At 71.9% G+C, this 17201-nt stretch carries 16 protein-coding genes; 10 read left to right on the top strand and 6 right to left on the bottom strand.

Features of this window, described 5'->3' with window-relative positions; genetic code table 11:
- Positions 1-79 precede the first annotated feature (79 nt).
- The 3 genes from IE252_RS00590 to IE252_RS00580 all read left to right on the top strand — a co-directional run bounded on the left by IE252_RS00590 (position 80) and on the right by IE252_RS00580 (position 2073).
- Positions 80-931, top strand: coding sequence for a helix-turn-helix domain-containing protein (locus IE252_RS00590; protein WP_190087214.1), 852 nt, complete (start codon positions 80-82; stop codon positions 929-931).
- Between the two features lie 20 nt (positions 932-951).
- A complete protein-coding gene (cyaB, locus tag IE252_RS00585; protein ID WP_190087213.1) occupies positions 952-1509 on the top strand; it encodes a class IV adenylate cyclase in 558 nt (185 codons plus the stop codon).
- A 204-nt stretch (positions 1510-1713) separates the two neighbouring features.
- Positions 1714-2073, top strand: a complete 360-nt coding sequence (locus IE252_RS00580; RefSeq protein ID WP_229847784.1) for a flavoprotein — start codon at positions 1714-1716, stop codon at positions 2071-2073.
- 112 nt (positions 2074-2185) lie between these two features.
- Here the strand turns inward: IE252_RS00580 and IE252_RS00575 are convergent, their stop codons facing one another.
- Complete coding sequence (locus tag IE252_RS00575; protein WP_190087212.1) at positions 2186-2824, bottom strand: HAD family hydrolase; 639 nt, start codon at positions 2822-2824, stop codon at positions 2186-2188.
- Positions 2825-2924: 100 nt separating this feature from the next.
- A complete protein-coding gene (locus tag IE252_RS00570) occupies positions 2925-4364 on the bottom strand; it encodes an APC family permease (protein WP_190087211.1) in 1440 nt (479 codons plus the stop codon).
- Positions 4365-4536: 172 nt separating this feature from the next.
- On the opposite strand from IE252_RS00570, the gene IE252_RS00565 reads away from it, so the two are divergent.
- Positions 4537-5724: an ROK family protein gene (locus IE252_RS00565; protein ID WP_229847782.1), complete on the top strand. Its 1188-nt coding sequence runs from the start codon at positions 4537-4539 to the stop codon at positions 5722-5724.
- Between the two features lie 101 nt (positions 5725-5825).
- Positions 5826-8513 (top strand): glycoside hydrolase family 2 protein, encoded by a 2688-nt coding sequence (locus IE252_RS00560; protein ID WP_190087209.1) that lies wholly within the window; start codon positions 5826-5828, stop codon positions 8511-8513.
- On the opposite strand, the gene IE252_RS00555 is transcribed toward IE252_RS00560, so the two are convergent.
- Positions 8503-9546, bottom strand: a complete 1044-nt coding sequence (locus IE252_RS00555) for a glycosyl hydrolase family 18 protein (protein ID WP_190087208.1) — start codon at positions 9544-9546, stop codon at positions 8503-8505. The two genes, IE252_RS00560 and IE252_RS00555, sit on opposite strands and share 11 nt — an antisense overlap.
- Positions 9547-9638: 92 nt before the next feature.
- On the bottom strand, positions 9639-10463 hold the full coding sequence (locus IE252_RS00550; protein WP_190087207.1) for a TIGR02452 family protein: 825 nt from the start codon (positions 10461-10463) through the stop codon (positions 9639-9641).
- Between the two features lie 134 nt (positions 10464-10597).
- On the opposite strand from IE252_RS00550, the gene egtA reads away from it, so the two are divergent.
- Genes egtA through egtD form a run of 4 tightly spaced genes read left to right on the top strand, consistent with a single transcriptional unit; the run spans position 10598 to position 14941 of the window.
- Positions 10598-11851, top strand: coding sequence for an ergothioneine biosynthesis glutamate--cysteine ligase EgtA (egtA, locus tag IE252_RS00545; protein ID WP_190087206.1), 1254 nt, complete (start codon positions 10598-10600; stop codon positions 11849-11851).
- Positions 11848-13179 (top strand): ergothioneine biosynthesis protein EgtB, encoded by a 1332-nt coding sequence (gene egtB / locus IE252_RS00540; protein WP_190087205.1) that lies wholly within the window; start codon positions 11848-11850, stop codon positions 13177-13179. Before egtA ends, egtB begins: the two co-directional genes overlap by 4 nt.
- On the top strand, positions 13179-13958 hold the full coding sequence (gene egtC / locus IE252_RS00535) for an ergothioneine biosynthesis protein EgtC (protein WP_190087204.1): 780 nt from the start codon (positions 13179-13181) through the stop codon (positions 13956-13958). The genes egtB and egtC overlap by 1 nt, the downstream gene beginning before the upstream one ends.
- Positions 13931-14941 (top strand): L-histidine N(alpha)-methyltransferase, encoded by a 1011-nt coding sequence (gene egtD / locus IE252_RS00530; protein WP_229847780.1) that lies wholly within the window; start codon positions 13931-13933, stop codon positions 14939-14941. The genes egtC and egtD overlap by 28 nt, the downstream gene beginning before the upstream one ends.
- Here the strand turns inward: egtD and IE252_RS00525 are convergent.
- Positions 14919-16172, bottom strand: a complete 1254-nt coding sequence (locus IE252_RS00525; protein ID WP_373298497.1) for an extracellular solute-binding protein — start codon at positions 16170-16172, stop codon at positions 14919-14921. The genes egtD and IE252_RS00525 overlap by 23 nt on opposite strands.
- 253 nt (positions 16173-16425) lie before the next feature.
- Here IE252_RS00525 and IE252_RS00520 point away from each other — a divergent pair, with 253 nt between their 5' ends.
- Complete coding sequence (locus IE252_RS00520; RefSeq protein ID WP_101391137.1) at positions 16426-16647, top strand: dodecin; 222 nt, start codon at positions 16426-16428, stop codon at positions 16645-16647.
- 20 nt (positions 16648-16667) lie between these two features.
- Here IE252_RS00520 and IE252_RS00515 read toward each other — a convergent pair whose 3' ends face one another.
- Entirely contained in the window at positions 16668-17156 is a 489-nt protein-coding gene (locus tag IE252_RS00515; RefSeq protein ID WP_190087202.1) for a phosphatase domain-containing protein, read from the bottom strand.
- Positions 17157-17201 lie beyond the last annotated feature (45 nt).

Raw genomic sequence — 17201 nt, 5'->3', positions numbered from 1 at the left:
GCCGGTGCTGGTTCGATACCCGAGCGGTAATCTCACGGTGAGATGGATTCTCATTCCCCGGTGGAGAGGGAGCACAGCCATGTCCGCGTCGGTCGGCGCCGTCACCATCCCGGCCTGGGCGTGGGAACAGGCCGCGGTCCGCCAGGCCCTCCGACGCAGGGACATCGCCTCGGTGTTCGCGTACGTACAGCAGTACTCGGGAGCCAGCCAGGCTCGTATCGCCGCAGCGGTCGACATGACGCAGAGCCGCGTCAACGAGATCATCAACCGGCGTCGCGAAGTGTCCCGGCTCGACGTGTACGAGCGGATCGCCGACGGCCTCGACATGCCCGACGACGCTCGGCACCTCCTAGGCCTCGCCGCCGGCCGCGAGAAGCGCTCCGGCGGCGCCGCGTTCGACCTGTCCGCGTTCCCCGAGGTCGTGCGCGTTTACGCCTCGCAGGCCTCCGCCCGCGAAGAAATCCAGCAACAGGCCCGCGCCGCCCAGGAGCTCGACGTCCTCGCGGTGCGAGGTCTCGGCCTGATCGGCCTGAACGACTCGCTCCTGCGGGCCTGTCTGCCGCGCGAGCAGGGCGGCCATGGGCTGCGAGTACGCGTGCTGCTCCTCGATCCCGAGTCACCGGCCCTCGCTCGGCGTGCGGCCGAGATCGGCGAATCCGAGGAGTCTCTGGCCAGCGGCGTACGTCTGGCCGAAGCCCGGCTGAGAGAGCTCGCCGAGACGTGCGACATTCAGGTCTACCGGTACGGCATGCTGCCTATCTGGCGGATGATCCGCACCGACAACACGATGTTCGTCAGCGCTTTCGATGCGGGATGGGAAGGGCATGAATCGGCGACGTACAAGGTGATGGAGACACCGCACGGACCCCTGTTCCGGGGATTCAGGCGGATGGTGGAGGCGATCGTCGACGGAGCCACACGCACTGTCTGAGGAAAAGAGGGGAGCCTTACGTGATCGAGGCCGAGCTGAAGGCCCGCGTCCACGCACCTGAGACGCTGCTCCGGCAACTCGACGAGCGTGCCGTCGGCAGGGCCGAGGTGTACCAGGACACCTATTACGACACCCCGGACGGCGTGCTGGAGGCACGCGACGAGGAACTGCGGGTCCGCACCGTGCACGGTCAGGACGAGACCCGCACCGTCCTCACCTTCAAGGGCGCGCGCGTGGACGAGGAGACCGGCTCCAAGCCCGAGCACGAGACCCGTGTCGAGGATGCCGACGCGGTGCACGCGATGCTGCGCGGGCTCGGCTATCTGCCCGTGATCGCGTTCGAGAAGCGGTGCCGGAACTACGACTTCGAGGCGCGCGGCCGCCGGATGCTCGCGACGCTGGTCCGGGTCCCGGAGCTCGACGGCACATTCATCGAGCTGGAGACCCTCGTGGACGAGGACGAGCTCGCGGCAGCACTCACCGACGTTCGCGCCGTGCTGGCAGACCTCGGAATCGACGCCGACGACCTCACGCGTGAGCTGTACACCGACGCGGTACGCGCCCGCCGAGCGGCATGACAGGCGCCACCTCGTCTTGGACGTCTCCGGGCGCGCCCGCTGCTCGAAGCCTGCCTCCCAGGCAGGGTAGTTGTGCACTGCCCGGTGGCCATACGCCTGCTGGATCCGATCGCCGTATCGCCCCACTCGCGCCTCCAGATCTCCGTCCTCATGCCTGCGGCACCGGCAGCACCAAGGGCCGCTTGCGCGGCCTCGCCGATCGCTGTGGACTGCAAGCTGCCCTCGCAAGACGACGTGCTGCCGCCGCCGGACGCACTCCTCGTCGCCCCGCTGACCTCCAACACCCTTGCCAAATGGGCCACCGCCGTCAGCGACACCCTCGCCCTCGGACTCATCACCGAGGGCATCGGGCTCGGCCTGCCGATCGTCGCGCTGCCGCATTGGAACAGCGCCCAAGGCGCGCATCCCGCGATCGCGCGACACGTCGACGCGCTGCGCGGCGCTGGTGTGACCGTGCTGCTCGGGGAGGACGGCTTCGTCCCGCACCGGCCCCGGCACGGCGACCTCGAAGCGTACCCGTGGCAAGCCGCCATCGAGGCTCTGCCGTCATCAGCGCATGGGTGAGCTCGCCGCCGTGATGGCGCGCGATGCGGTTTGCTGAGACAGGGCCACGACACCGGCGAGGCGCACGCTCGAGACCTTTCCCAAGACCGAGTTGGGGCCGTTTCACCGCGACCTACCCGGTAACGATCCGCACAAGGTCATCCAGGGAGTCGACCCGCCAATCCGCCGCAGCCGCCTCCGCCGTGTCCGCCCACAGGTGGCCCCACGGGCCCCGCCGCAGGTGTGCCGTTCGCAGGCCCGCGGCGAGGGCGGGAGCGACGTCGTTCGCCGGGTGGTCGCCGACGTACAGCGTCTCGCCCGGCGCGGTCCCCGCGGCCTCGACGACTCGGGCGAAGAAGTCGGCCGCGGGCTTCGCCACGCCCCACTCGCCGGATGTGGCGATCACGTCGGCGGGGAGGTGGAGGGCCCGAAGGAGTTCGGCGGCGCGAGTCGTCTGGTTTCCGGCGATCACGACCCGTACGCCTCGGTCGCGCAAGGCCGTCAGAGCGGGGCGTACGTCCGGGTACAGATCGGATTCGTCCAGGAACTCGCCCCGCCCGGCGGCCTCGCGAGCCGCGTACTCCGCAGCCACGTCGATGTCCGGCCGGATGAGCCGCAGCGCGTCCGCGTTGTCCCGCCCCTGGGCGACCACGGCGCCGACCAGAGCGGCCACGGTGTGCCGGGGGGCGTCGAGCCAGTCGGCCCAGGAAGCCCAGTAGCGGTCGTCGCGTACGAGGGTTTCGCCGACGTCGAAGGCCACTGCGCGGATCATGGGGGAAGCGTAGGACATGCTGCCGAGGGCGGTGCGGGCCTTGCGGAGTTGGCCCCGCCCCAACCAGGAACCGGGCCATCGGAACTCGCCCGTACGGCACTCAGCCCGCCCCCACCCCCTCCTCCACATACTCCTCCCGCACCTCCCGCTCCCCGAACGGCCACACCTTCTCGAAGCGCGCCCATGCCAGGAACGCGACGCAGCCCAGTGCCAGCCATGCCAGTGACCACTCGATGGGGTGGCGGCCGGGTGAGTTCTTGTCGGCGTAGCCGTAGATCACCAGCCAGCCCACCAGGGCCACGGCGCTGGGCAGGGGGTAGAGCCACATCCGGTAGGGGCGGCGCAGGGTCGGCTGGCGGGTGCGTAGGACCGTCAGCGCGGCGATCTGGGCCAGCGCCTGCACCAGCACCATCACCGTGGTGAGCAACTGGATCAGCGTGGCCAGGTCCGTGTGGCGGCCGATGAGGAAGCCGATCGCCGTGATCACGCCCATGGTGGCCAGGCCCAGGGTCGGGAACCGGTGCCGGGGGTGGAGCTTGGCGTACGGGCGGAAGAAGACGCGATCGCGGGCCGCGTCGTACGGCACCCGGGAGCCGCCGAGCAGTCCGGTGAAGACGGAGGCGAAGGCCGTGACGAGGATCAGGACGGTGACGACGTCCGCGGCGCCCTTGCCCCAGGTCTTCTCCAGGACTGCGGACGCGACCGAGGTGGAAGCGATGTCGCCCGGGTCCGTCATCCGCTGCCAGTCGATGACGCCCAGCGTGCCTATCTGGAGGAGCAGGTAGATCACCATGATGCCGAGGATCGAGAAGACGATGGAGCGCGGCAGGGTGCGCCCGGGGTTCTTGATCTCGGCGCCCATGTACGCGGTGGTGTTGTAGCCGAGGTAGTCGTAGATCCCGATGGTGAGACCCGCGGCGAAGCCGAGCCAGAAGTGGTTGCTGGTGAGCTCGAAGGCGTCCGACGGGTACGTGAAGGCGCGGTCGGCGCTGAAGTGGGTGGCCGAGGCGATGATGACGAGAGCCACCGAGGCAATCATCACCGCCCACATGACCGTGGTGATCCGCGCGATGTGCTCGATGCCGCGCCACAGCAGCAGGACGACCAGCGCGATCACCCCGAGCCCGACCAGGTCGCCGGTCGTCTTGCCCATGTCCGGGGCGAGATAGCCGAGGTACTGGACGAAGCCGACCACCCCGGTGGACATGATCAGCGGGATGAACAGCATCGCCGTCCACACGAACAGGAACGGCATCAGACGCCCGCTGCGGTACTGGAACGCCTGGCGCAGATAGACGTAACTGCCGCCGGAGCCCGGCATGGAGGCGCCGAGTTCGGCCCAGATCAGCCCGTCGGCGAGGGCGAGCACCGCCCCGGCGACGAAGCCCAGGACGGCCTGCGGTCCGCCGAACGCGGCGACCATCAGCGGGATGGTGACGAACGGGCCGATGCCGCACATCTGGCTCATGTTGATGGCGGTGGCCTGGAAGAGTCCGATACGGCGGACGAAGCCGCCGGTCGGCGGCGGGGTTCCGGACACGAGGGACCTCCCTGGGGCTCGGGGGACGCGAGGGCAACGGCGGTGCGGGCGGCGGTTCTTCGCCAGTGCGGGGGTGCGCCCCGGCGCCGGGCGTGCTCAAGTTAAGTACCTTTACTTTGGGCGTCAAGAGGTCGCCGGGAAACCGTCCGGAGCGATGCGTGAGAATGATGCGATGACCAGCAGCGACGAGGGTGAGCAGCCCTGGAACCCACAGCGCCAGCGCAACAGCAACGAGCGGCTGCTGCTCGACCGGTTGCGCGCGGGCGGCCCCTCGTCGCGGGCCCAGCTCGCCCGCGAGAGCGGTCTGTCCAAGCCCACGGTCTCCAGCGCCCTGGCCGCGCTCGCCGCCACCGGCCTGGTCCGCGAGGCGGGCACGCACACGCCCGAGCGGGGCCGGTCCGCGGTGCTCTACGCCCCGGACCCGACCGCCGGATACGCGCTGGGCATCGACATCGGGCGGGCCTGGCTGCGGGTCGCGCTGGCGGACCTGGACGGCGCGGTAGTGGCCCGCTCGGAGGTCCGCAACCAGGCCCGCACCTCCTCCACCATGGCCGATCTGGTGGTCACCACCGCCCACCAGCTCGTCGCGGGATCGGGCGTGGACGCGGAGAAGATCGCCCAGGCGGTGGTCGGCACGCCCGGTGTGTACGACGCGGAGAAGCGGCGGGTCCGCTATGCCCAGCACCTGCCCGGCTGGGGCCGCCCCGGCCTGTTCGACCGGATGCGCGACGGGCTCGGGATGCCGCTGGCGGTGCACAACGACGCCAATCTGGCGGCGCTCGGCGAGTACACCTTCGGCGTCGGCGCGGGCAGCCGCCTCTTCGTGTACGTGATGATCGGCACCGGCCTCGGCATGGGCGTGGTCAGCGAGGGCCAGCTCTTCACCGGCGCGCACGGCGGCGCCGGCGAGATCGGCTTCCTGCCCTGGCCCGGACGGCAGAAGCCGGACACCCTGGAGGACGCGGTCTCCGGCGACGCCGTGGTGGCGGCGGCGCGCTCGCACGGCATGGCCGGGCCCCTCACGGCGAAGGACGTCTTCGAGGCCGCGCGGGCCGGAGATCCCGCCGCGGTCAAGGCGGTCGAGCTGGAGGGCGAACGCCTGGCCCACACGGTGGCGGCCGTCGCCGCGGTGCTCGACCCGGATCTGGTGGTGCTCGGCGGGGGCGTGGGCCATAGCGCGGACCTGCTGCTGCGGACCGTACGGGAGACCCTGCGCACCCTGACGCCGCTGCGCCCCAAGGTGGCGCCGAGCTCGCTCGGCGAGGACGCGGTACTGCTCGGCGCGGTGGCGACGGCGCTGGGGACGGCGCGGGACGTGACGTTCGAGCGGCGCACCCGCTCCGGTAACCCCGGTCGTTGACATGGCTTCCTCAGGTCTCTACCTTCGGGATGCGCGTTAGTAAGGGTTCCTAACTTTGAATTCCTCACTTTGATGCCTGACCTGGATGCCGGGAGACCACCGTGTTCTACCGTCGACCTCTCGTCCGCCGAAGGACCGCCGCGGCCGCCGCCCTCACCCTGATCCTCGCGCTCGCCTCGGGGGTCCAGCAGGCAACTCCCGCCGACCGCACGGCAGTTGCCCCCTCCACCATGGCGCTCTCCGGATACGCCATCCAGTCCACCGCCAAGGTCACCGACTCGGCCGCGGCCGTCTCCAGCCCCGGCTATCCGGCGGCGGGCTGGTACCCGGCCGGGCCCCGCTCCACGGTCCTCGCGGCCCTGCTCGCGGCGGGCAAGTACGCCGACCCGTTCTACTCCACCAACCAGAAGAACATCCCCACCGCGGACTTCGCCGTCCCCTGGTGGTACCGCTCGGACTTCACCGTCGCGGACACCTCCTCCCGTACGTACCTCGACTTCAGCGGGGTCGTCTCGGCCGCCGACGTGTTCGTCAACGGGCAGCAGGTCGCGGAGAAGGGCACGGTCGCCGGCGCGTACACCCGCCATGAGCTGGACATCACCTCGACGGTGAAATCCGGCACCAACACCGTGGCCTTCCGCGTCCAGCCCAACGATCCCAGGAAGAACCTCACCATGGGGTGGATCGACTGGCTCCAGCCGCCGCCCGACGAGAACATGGGCATCGTCCGGGACGTGCTGGTGCGGCGCGGCGGTCCGGTGGCGCTGCGGGACGCGCACGTCGTCACCTCCCTGGCCGTGCCGTCGCTCGCGACCGCCGACCTGACGGTGAAGGCCCAGGCGCGCAACGACTCGGCGAGCACGGTCACCACGACCGTCTCCGGCACGATCGGCACGGCCTCCTTCAGCCAGGACGTCACGCTCGCCGCACACGAGACGAAGACGGTCACCTTCACCCCGACCGCCTTCCCCCAGCTCCATCTCGCCTCGCCGCACGTCTGGTGGCCCGCCGGGATGGGCGAGCAGGCGCTGTACGGGCTCGACCTGACCGCGTCGGTCTCCGGCACCCCCTCCGACACCGCGCACGAGTCGTTCGGCATCCGCGACGTGAAGGCACCCCTCAACGCGGACGGCGCCCGCCAGTACTCGGTGAACGGCCGCCCGCTGCTGATCAAGGGCGGCGGCTGGTCGCCGGACGAGTATCTTCGCTGGGACCGCGCCTATGTGGAGGACCGGCTCAAGTACGCGCTCGACCTGGGCCTCAACACCATCCGGCTGGAAGGGCACATCGAGCCGGACGAGTTCTTCGACCTCGCGGACCGGTACGGCATCCTCACGCTCCCCGGCTGGGAGTGCTGCGACAAGTGGGAGGGGCAGGTCAACGGGAGCGAGCCGGGCGAGAAGTGGACGGCGACGGACTACCCGGTCGCGAAGGCGTCGATGGCCGCCGAGGCGGCCCGGCTGCGCGACCACCCCAGCGTGATCTCGTTCCTGATCGGCAGCGACTTCGCGCCGGACAAGACGATCGAGAAGGGGTACGTGGACGCGCTGCGGGCGGCCGACTGGCCGACCCCGGTCGTGGCCGCCGCCTCCGACAACTCCTCGCCGATCACCGGCAGTTCGGGCATGAAGATGACCGGGCCCTACGACTGGGTGCCGCCCACCTACTGGTACAACAAGCAGGAGGGCGGGGCCACCGGCTTCAACTCCGAGACCAGCGCGGGCCCCGACATCCCGACCCTGGACACCCTGCGCCGCATGATGTCCCCGGCCGAGCTGGACACGCTCTGGAAGAGCCCGTCGGCCAAGCAGTACCACCGCTCCCCCTCCTCCACCTTCGCCACCCTCGCCCTCTACGACGCGGCCCTGACCGGCCGCTACGGCGCCCCGACGGGCCTGGAGGACTATGTGCGCAAGGCGCAGCTCGCCCAGTACGAGAACGTGCGCGCCCAGTACGAGGCGTACGCCCGCAACTCCAAGGACGCCTCGAAGCCCGCGACCGGGGTCGTCTACTGGATGTTCAACAGCGGCTGGACCTCCCTGCACTGGCAGCTGATGGACCGTTATCTCGACCAGGGCGGCGCGTACTTCGGCGCGAGGAAGGCGAACGAGCCGCTGCACGTCCAGTACTCCTACGACGACCGCACGGTCGCCGTGGTGAACGGCGCGCACGCTCCGGTGTCGGGTCTCACGGCCCGGGTGACCCTCTTCACCACCGACGGGACGCAGAAGTACGACAGGACGGCGACCGGTGTGGCCGTGGGCGGCGACGGGGCGAAGGCGACCGCGCTGACCGTCCCGGCGCACGTGAGCGGCCTCTCCACGACCTACCTCGCCCGGCTGCTGCTCACCGACGCCACCGGCAAGGAGGTCAGCCGCAATGTGTACTGGCTCTCCACCAAGGCGGACGCCCTCGACTACGCGCACACCGACTGGTACCACACCCCCACCACCGCGTACGCCGATCTGAAGGGCCTGAGCGCGATGGCGAAGGCGCAGGTGAGCGCCACCGCGACGACCACCACCGGCGGCGACGGCACCTCGACCACGACCGTCACGCTCACCAACACGGGGACGGGCAGGACCCCGGCGCTGCTCACCGACGTCCACCTCGTGGACACCAAGGACACCCCGGTCCTGCCCGTCCACTGGTCGGACAACCAGGTCAGCCTCTGGCCCGGCGAATCGGCGACCCTGACGGTCGGCTACCGCACCGCCGACCTGCACGGCTCCGCGCCCCGGCTGCGGATCTCGGGGTGGAACACCCCGACCGCCACGGTCACGGGCTGAGCTTGGCCAGGACCGGCCACACCCCCGGGTCCTCGAAGTCGAGGGCCCACAGGGAGGTGTTCCGGATGCCGTAGCGGGCCAGGACCGGCAGGTCGGCCTCGATGCCCTTGGCGTCCTGGTACCAGACCTCGCGGGCCGTGTCCCCGTCCTGGTAGCCGAAGTGCGGGGTCTGGGACACCGGGTCGAGCTGGTACGGCCTGCCCTCGGCGACGCGCAGGGCCTCCGCCTCGCGCATGGTGACGTGCTTGGCGCGGCCGCCGCCGTCGGCGGGCCAGTCCCAGCCGTACGCGGGCAGGGCCATCTCGATGCGGGCGGGCGGGATCAGCGCGGTGGCCCGGCGCAGGATCTCCTCGTACCAGTCGACCCCGGCGAGCGGGCCGGGGTCACCGCCCGACCAGTGCCGGTCGTACGCCATGATCCGCACCCGGTCGGCGGCCCGGCCGATCGTCGCGTAGTCCCAGATGCGCCCGGTGGTCGCGGTCTGCGGCGAGACGGTGCTCACGCACTGCTTGGCCAGGGCGTGCAGGCGCTCGCACAGCTCGGTGATGAACGTGGCGTAGTTCGCGCGAACCGCGAGGTAGCCGGCGTCGCCGGTCGGGGCGATCGACTCGTAGTCGATGTCCAGGCCGTCGTAGGAGCGGCTGCCCACCACCGCGAGCAGGGCCGTGATGTGGGCGGCGCGGCGAGCCGGGTCGGCGAGGATCGCGGCGAGGACGCCGGGCTTCATCGTCTCCATGACGGTCGGCACCACGGCGATCCCGGCCGCGTGCAGCCCGTCCACGATGCGCCGGTCGCCCGCGCCCGGGTGGCCGTCGACGCGCTCGGCGCTGATCGCCTGGTACCAGAACGGGCTGACGGTGTGCAGCTGGGCCGCGTGGCGCAGGGCGTCCTGGTACGCGCCCTCCTGGTCCCAGTACGGCAGCCAGGCGGAGACGGTGCGGGGCGGTGCGGGCTCCGCTGCGGAGGCGGGCGGGGGCACGGCGGCGACGGCGAGGAGGGCGGCGAGCAGCGCCGTGAGGGCTCGGACGATCATGCCCCCGAGCCTGGCCGCCGTCCGCCCCCGGGGCCGCGCATACTGCGCCGTCCGGCGCAGCCGGGGAGGCGACTCTCACCCGATGGCGCCCGCTACGCCTGCGCGAACACCGTCTCGAAGGCCCGCAGCGTGGCCCTGCCGGCCGTGCGGTCCAGGACCGCGAAGACGACCTCGTCGAAGTGGCGTGCGAAGCGGCCCTCGCCCGTCAGGTGGGCGTGGAAGGCGCCCGCCACCCCCGCCGGGTCGTTGCGGAAGACACCGCAGCCCCAGGCGCCCAGCACCAGGCGTCGGTAGCCGCAGGCGGCAGCCGTCTCCAGCACGCGCTCGGCGCGGCCCGCCAGGGCCTGCGGGATGCGGTCCACGGCCTCCGGGGTGCGCTGGCGGATCACTCCCGCGTTGGGCGCGGGCGAGGTCAGGAAGCCGACCCGGAAGGGCTCGTCCAGCAGCCGTCCCCGGTCGTCCCGGAAGACCGGCACACCGGGTGAGTGGATCACCCGGTCGGTGTAGAAGACATCGCGGTCGGCGCGGTGGTGCTCGTAGAATCCGGGCGCCGTCAGCAGCGTCGGGTAGAGCGCGGAGGAGCGGCACAGCGCCTCCTCCTGGGCCTGCGCGCCGTTCAGGAAGCCGCCGCCGGGGTTGCGGGCGGAGGCGAAGTTCAGCACGGCCACCTCGCCGGGGCCCTCGCCCACCAGCCGCCGGGCCGCCTCCAGGCTGCTCTCGCCGGTCACCGCGCATACGCTGGAGCGGTCGGAGTCGGGTGTCACCGGCACCGGGCCGGGGCCGAAGAGCCGGGTTCCGTCGACGGCCGCCGCCAGCCAGGCGGCGATCGAGACCGTGGCCCCGCCGGGCGCCTCGTACGCTCCGGTTTCGGTGATCTCCACGGTATGGCGCGCGAGGTCGCGCAGTCGTGCACTCATATCTAGCATCGTTGACGCCGGGACGACACTCCCGCAACATACTTTCCGTCCGGATGGGCACTCTTGTGCGAGATGACGGCAGTGGCTTAGGTGGGACAGTGCACCGAAAAGGCCCCCGAGTTGGGGAAGCGACCATGCTGACCAGACAGTTCACAGAAACGGAAGCGGATGATCTGCTTCGATGTATCTGCTTCAAGACCGGCCCACCTCGCGCCGTCGGCGTCGAAGTGGAATGGCTCGTCCATGATCTGCACGACCCGCACCTCCCCGTACAGCACCATCGACTCGCCGCCGCCTACGCCTCGTTAAGGGCACTGCCCCTGCGGTCGGCACTCACCGTCGAACCCGGCGGCCAGCTGGAGCTCAGCTCGCTTCCCGCCGAATCCCTCATGGAGTGCATCGACTCCGTGGCGGCCGATCTGACGGCCGTCCGGGCCGCTCTTCGCGCCAGGGACCTCACACTCACCGGGCTCGGCCAGGAGCCGTGGCAGCCGCCGCGCCGGTTCCTGCACGACCCCCGGTACGACGCCATGGAAGCCCACTTCGACCGGACGGGCCCGGCCGGGCGGGCCATGATGTGCGCCTCGGCCTCCGTCCAGGTCTGCCTCGACGCCGGGTACGAGGAGCCGGGCCCGCTGGGCTTCGGGCGCCGCTGGCGGCTGGCCCACCTCCTCGGCGCGGTCCTGGTGGCCGCGTTCGCCAACTCCCCCTGGCAGGAGGGCAGACGCACCGACTGGCGCTCCTCCCGGCAGGCGGTGTGGACCGCGATCGACCCGGTGCGCTCGCTGGCGCCGCCGCTGGACGCCGAGCCCCGGGCGGCCTGGGCCGCGCACGTCCTGGACGCGCCGGTGATGTGCGTCCGCTCCGACGAGGGCCCCTGGGACGCGCCGGAGGGGCTCACCTTCCGGGAGTGGCTGCGCACGGGCGAGCCGCGCCGCCCCACCCGCGAGGACCTCGACTACCACCTGACCACGCTCTTCCCGCCGGTGCGACCGCGCGGGCACCTGGAGCTGCGCATGATCGACGCGCAGCCGGGCGAGGACGGCTGGATCGTCCCACTCGCCGTGACCACCGCGCTCTTCGACGACCAGGAGGCGGCCGAGACCGCCTACCGGACCGTCAAGTCCCTCGCCGAGAGGGCGGGTTCACCGCCCGCGCCGCGCAACCCGCTCTGGGTCGACGCGGCCCGCTCCGGGCTCACCGACCCCGAACTGCGGGAGGCGGCCGAGATCTGCTTCGCCGCCGCCATCGAGGCGCTGCCCCGGCTCGGCGCCACCACCGAGGTCCGGCGGGCGGTCGCCGCCTTCACGGACCGCCACGTCGCACGGGGCCTCTCCCCCGCGGACACCTCGTCCGCGCCCGCCCCCGGGAAGGACACCTCCTCATGACCGGCCCCGAACCGACCGGAGCGGCCCCCACCGACCCGGAGGCGCTGCGCCGGCGCGCCCTGGACGCTCTCACCGCCGCGCGGGCGCGCACCGCCACCCTCACCTCCTGCGTCGACGACCACGACCTCACCGCCCAGCACTCCCCGCTGATGTCGCCGCTGGTCTGGGACCTGGCGCACATCGGCAACCAGGAGGAGCAGTGGCTGCTGCGGGCCGTCGCCGGGCGGGACGCGATGCGCCCGGAGATCGACTCGCTGTACGACGCCTTCGAGCACCCCCGAGCGTCCCGCCCCTCGCTGCCGCTGCTCTCGCCCGCCGAGGCGCGCCGGTACGCCGCCGAAGTGCGCGGCCGGGCGCTCGACGTCCTGGAGAGCACCCCGCTGGAGGGCGGCCCCCGCCTCGTCGACGCGGGCTTCGCCTTCGGGATGATCGCCCAGCACGAACAGCAGCACGACGAGACGATGCTGATCACCCATCAGCTCCGCAAGGGCCCGGCCGCGCTCGCCGCCCCCGAGCCGCCGAAGGGCTCCACCGCGGAAATGCCCGCCGAAGTCCTCATACCCGGCGGCCCGTTCACCATGGGCACCTCGGCCGAGCCGTGGGCCCTGGACAACGAACGCCCCGCCCACCACCGGATCGTCCCGGCGTTCCACCTCGACACCACCCCGGTGACCTGCGGCGCGTATCTGCGGTTCATCGAGGACGGCGGCTACACCGACGAGCGCTGGTGGAAGCCGAAGGGCTGGGCGATGGTCCGCCGGCACGAGCTGACGGCCCCGCTGTTCTGGCGCCGCGAGGGCGGCCAGTGGCTGCGCCGCCGCTTCGGGGTGACCGAGCCCGTACCGCTGGACGAGCCGGTGCTCCACGTGAGCTGGTACGAGGCGGACGCGTACGCCCGCTGGGCCGGGCGGCGGCTGCCCACCGAGGAGGAGTGGGAGAAGGCGGCCCGGCACGACCCGGCCACCGGCCGCTCCCACCGCTACCCGTGGGGCGACGCCGACCCCACCTCCGAACACGCCAACCTGGGCCAGCGCCATCTGCGCCCGGCCCCCGCCGGGGCCTATCCGGCGGGCGCGTCCCCGCTGGGGGTGCGGCAGCTGATCGGTGACGTGTGGGAGTGGACGTCCAGCGACTTCATGCCCTACCCGGGCTTCGTGGCGTTCCCCTACCGGGAGTACTCGGAGGTGTTCTTCGGGCCCGACCACAAGGTGCTGCGCGGCGGCTCCTTCGCCGTGGACCAGGTGGCCTGCCGGGGCACCTTCCGCAACTGGGACCTTCCGGTGCGGCGGCAGATCTTCGCCGGGTTCCGGACCGCGAGGGATGCCTGATGTGCCGTCACATCGCCTTTCTGGGCAAGCCGTTGGCGCTGGGTGAGCTGCTCGTGAGCCCGCCGCACGCGCTGTACCGGCAGTCGTGGGCGCCCCGTCGCCAGCGGTACGGGACGGTCAACGCCGACGGCTTCGGGGTGGGCTGGTACGCGGACGGCGACCCGGTGCCGGGCCGCTATCGCCGCCCGGGGCCGATCTGGGCCGACCCGTCGTTCGCGGACCTGGCCCGGGTGGTGCGCACCGGCGCGCTGCTCGCGGCGGTCCGGGACGCCACCGAACCCGGCGCGGACGGCGAGGCCGCGGCCGCGCCCTTCGCCGCCGGGAACTGGCTGTTCAGCCACAACGGGGCCGTCAAGGGCTGGCCCGGCTCGCTCGCCCCGCTGGCCGCGACCCTGCCCGCGGAGGAACTGCTGCGCCTGGAGGCGCGCTGCGACTCCGCGCTGGTGTGGGCCCTGCTGCTGCACCGCCTGCGGGCGGGCGACGAGCTGGGCCGGGCGCTGGCCGAGACGGTGGTCGAGGTCGCCGAGGCCGCACCCGGCTCGCGGCTGAACCTGCTGGTCATGGACGGCGAGACGATCGCCGCCACGGCCTGGGGCGACACCCTCTGGTACCTGGCCCGGCCGGGCGACCGCACGGTCGTCGCCTCGGAGCCCTACGACGACGATCCGCACTGGCACGAGGTCCCCGACCGCACCCTGCTGTCCGCGACCCGTACCGACCTCGTACTGACCCCCCTCAAGGAGCCTTCCTCGTGCACGAGTCCCACCCGTTCCAGCTGACCCGCACCCTGCCCGAGGACGCCACCGGGGCCGCGCTGCGCGCCGACGTGCTGCACGGGCTGACCGGTACGCCCAAGACCCTGCCGCCCAAGTGGTTCTACGACGCCCGGGGCAGCGAGCTGTTCGAGGAGATCACCCGGCTCGACGACTACTACCCCACGCGCGCCGAGCGGGAGATCCTCCACCGTCGGGCCGCCGAGATCGCGGCCGCCTCCGGCGCCCGCACCCTGGTGGAGCTGGGCTCGGGCTCCTCGGAGAAGACCCGGCTGCTGCTCGACGCGCTGCCGGACCCGCTCACGTACATCCCGGTGGACGTCAGCGAGAGCGCCCTGACCGGGGCGGCCAAGGCGCTGATCGAGGAGCGGCCGAAGCTCGACGTGCACGCGCTGATCGCCGACTTCACCCGGCCGCTCGCCCTGCCCGCCACGCCGGGCCCGCGCCTGGTGGTCTTCCTCGGCGGCACCATCGGCAATCTGCTGCCCGCCGAGCGCGCGGAGTTCCTGGCCTCGGTCGCCGCGATGATGGAGCCCGGCGACAGCTTCCTGCTCGGCACCGACCTGGTGAAGGAGGAGTCGGTCCTGGTGCGAGCGTACGACGACGACCAGGGGGTGACGGCCGAGTTCAACAAGAACGTGCTCGCCGTCATCGACCGCGAGCTCGGCGCCGACTTCGACCTCGACGACTTCGCGCACGTGGCGCGCTGGGACGCCGAGAACGAGTGGATCGAGATGCGGCTGCGGGCCCGCGCCGACCTCACCGTGAAGATCCCCGAGCTGGACCTCGTCGTCCGCTTCGAGGAGGGCGAGGAGCTGCGGACCGAGATCTCGGCGAAGTTCCGCCGCGAGGGCGTGCGGGCCGAGCTGGCGGCCGCCGGGCTGACGGCCACCCACTGGTGGACCGACGCCGGCGGCCGGTTCGCGCTGTCGCTGGCGACGGCGGGCGCGGCTGGCGACGACCCGGTCAGGGGAACAGCAGCGCGCTGATCCGCGAGGACGCCGTCCTGGCCGCCGTCTTCGGGTCCGCGCCCGTGAGGACGGCGGTCATGTACGGCTTGATCGGGTTGTCGGCCTCGACGGCGGCCCACTGGGGCGAGTTGGGCGTGGCCCGGCCCCGGGCCGCGCCCTGCGCCATCGCGGCCGTGCCCGCCTGGTTCTCCACGGCGGCCGCGAGCGCGGGCTTGTTCGGTACGTAGCTCATGGTGGCGGCGAGGTCCTGCTGCCACTTCTCCCCGGCCAGCGCCTTGATCACCTCCACGGCCTCGGTGTGGTGCACGGACCGCTTGGGCACGATGAGGTCCGAGCCGCCGGTGAACACCGCGCCCGGCCTGGCCGCGCTCTTGCCGGGGATGGGGAAGTAGCCGAGCTTGTCGGCGAGCGCGGGGTTGGCCTTCTGGATGGCCTTGGCGGTGCCCGGGACCGCGATGATCTGGGCGACCTTGCCCTTGGCGAAGACCTCGGCCTGCGGGGGCGTGGCCTCGTCGGCGTTCTTGGGGCCCGCGCCGAGCGCCTGGAGCTGGCGGTAGAAGTCCATGCCGCGCAGCGCGGCGGGCGTGGCGAGGGTGCCGGTCCACTCCCCGGCGCTCTCCTGGGCGAGCTCGCCGCCCTCGTCCCAGACGAACCCGGCGAGCGTGTACCAGTCCTGTCCGGCGAGGTAGATGCCCTGCTGGGCGCCGGTGTTCAGCTTGCCGGTGTCGGTCAGCCACTCGGCGCGGGTCTTCGGGGTCTTGGTGATGCCCGCCGCGTCGAACAGGTCCTTGTTGTAGATGACGACGCGGTTCGCCGCGTACCAGGGGATGCCGTACTGCACCCCGTCGACCTTGCCGGGTTCGGCGAGGCCCGGCAGCCAGTCCTTGCTGCCCCAGTCGCGCAGCGACTCCAGGGTGAGGTCGAGCAGCCCGCCGCTCGCCGCGTACTGGGAGACCTGGGTGTTGCCGACCTCGATGACGTCGGGCGCCTCACCGGTCTTGAGGGCGGCGGTCACCTTCTGGCCGATGCCGGTCCACTCCTGGATGCGTACGTCCAGCTTGACCGACCTGTGCTCCTTCTCGAACTCGTCGGTGAACCGCTTGACGAACTCGTCGGAGGCGCTGTCCTTCATCAGCCACACGGTGACTTTGGTGGTGGAGTCCCCGCCCATGCCCGGCAGCGCGCCGCAGCCGCCGAGTGCTAGGGCCGTGACGAGCACGACGGGGGCATGGAGGAAGCGGTTCTTCACGGAGGTCACCTTCTGCGTCATGGCACGGGCAGTCATGACCCGACGTGGGGAAAGCGCAGACGGCTCTTCTGGGGGAAAGCAGCTGTTGGCTAGTTCGGGTGCGGCCGATTTTGGTCTGTACCAATGGACCGGTCAAGCCCCGTTACGGAACCGAGGCCGCATCCGGCCCGGCACCCGCGCCCCGGCCGACGCCTCGCGAAGCGGCGCGAGGTGGGGCACGGTGGAGGGACGCGACGAAGAGGAGTGCACCTCCATGTCCAACCACACGTACCGCGTCACCGAGATCGTCGGCACCTCCCCCGAGGGCGTCGACCAGGCCATCCGCAACGGCGTCGCCCGCGCGTCGCAGACCCTGCGCAACCTCGACTGGTTCGAGGTCACCCAGGTGCGCGGCCAGATCGCCGACGGGCGGATCGAGCATTACCAGGTGGGTCTGAAGGTCGGCTTCCGGCTGGACGACGACCAGGAGGTGTGACGGGCCGTCCGGCCCGCCGCTCAGGTCCTGCCCTCGCGCTCCTGCGCGTCCTTGAGCGCCTCGGACGGGGCAGCCCAGCGCGCTCGTACGACCCGGAACCCCGCCCGTTCGGCGGCGTCGCACACCAGCTCGTCGTCGTCCACCAGCATCCGCACCTCGCGCCCGGCGCCGAGCCGGCGAAGCAGCTCCAGCTTGGTGGTCCGGGCGGGCCTGCGGTCGGCGTCGGGCCGCATGTGGAGCGTCCCGTCGGGCAGGCCCTGCTCGGCCAGCCACGCGCGGGTGTCCCGGCGGCAGCGCTCGGGGCGGCCGGTGAGGTAGACGACCTCGCACTCCTCGGCGGCCTTCAGGCACAGCGCGACGCCCTCCGCCAGCGGCGGATCGGCCGGGGCGGCGGCGAAGAACGCCGTCCAGTCCCGTTTCGCGCCCTCCAGGAAGTGCTGGCGGTGGCCGCTGTCCGCGAGCGTGCCGTCGAGATCGAATACGGCCAGTGGCCTGCTGTTCTCGGTCATGCGTCCACCCTAGGGAATCCTGGCGCGGCACAGACGTTGAAGGTT

It is taken from the genome of Streptomyces melanogenes, from assembly GCF_014649795.1.
GTDB lineage: Bacteria > Actinomycetota > Actinomycetes > Streptomycetales > Streptomycetaceae > Streptomyces > Streptomyces noboritoensis.
This window is presented reverse-complemented; position numbering and strand designations above follow the sequence as displayed.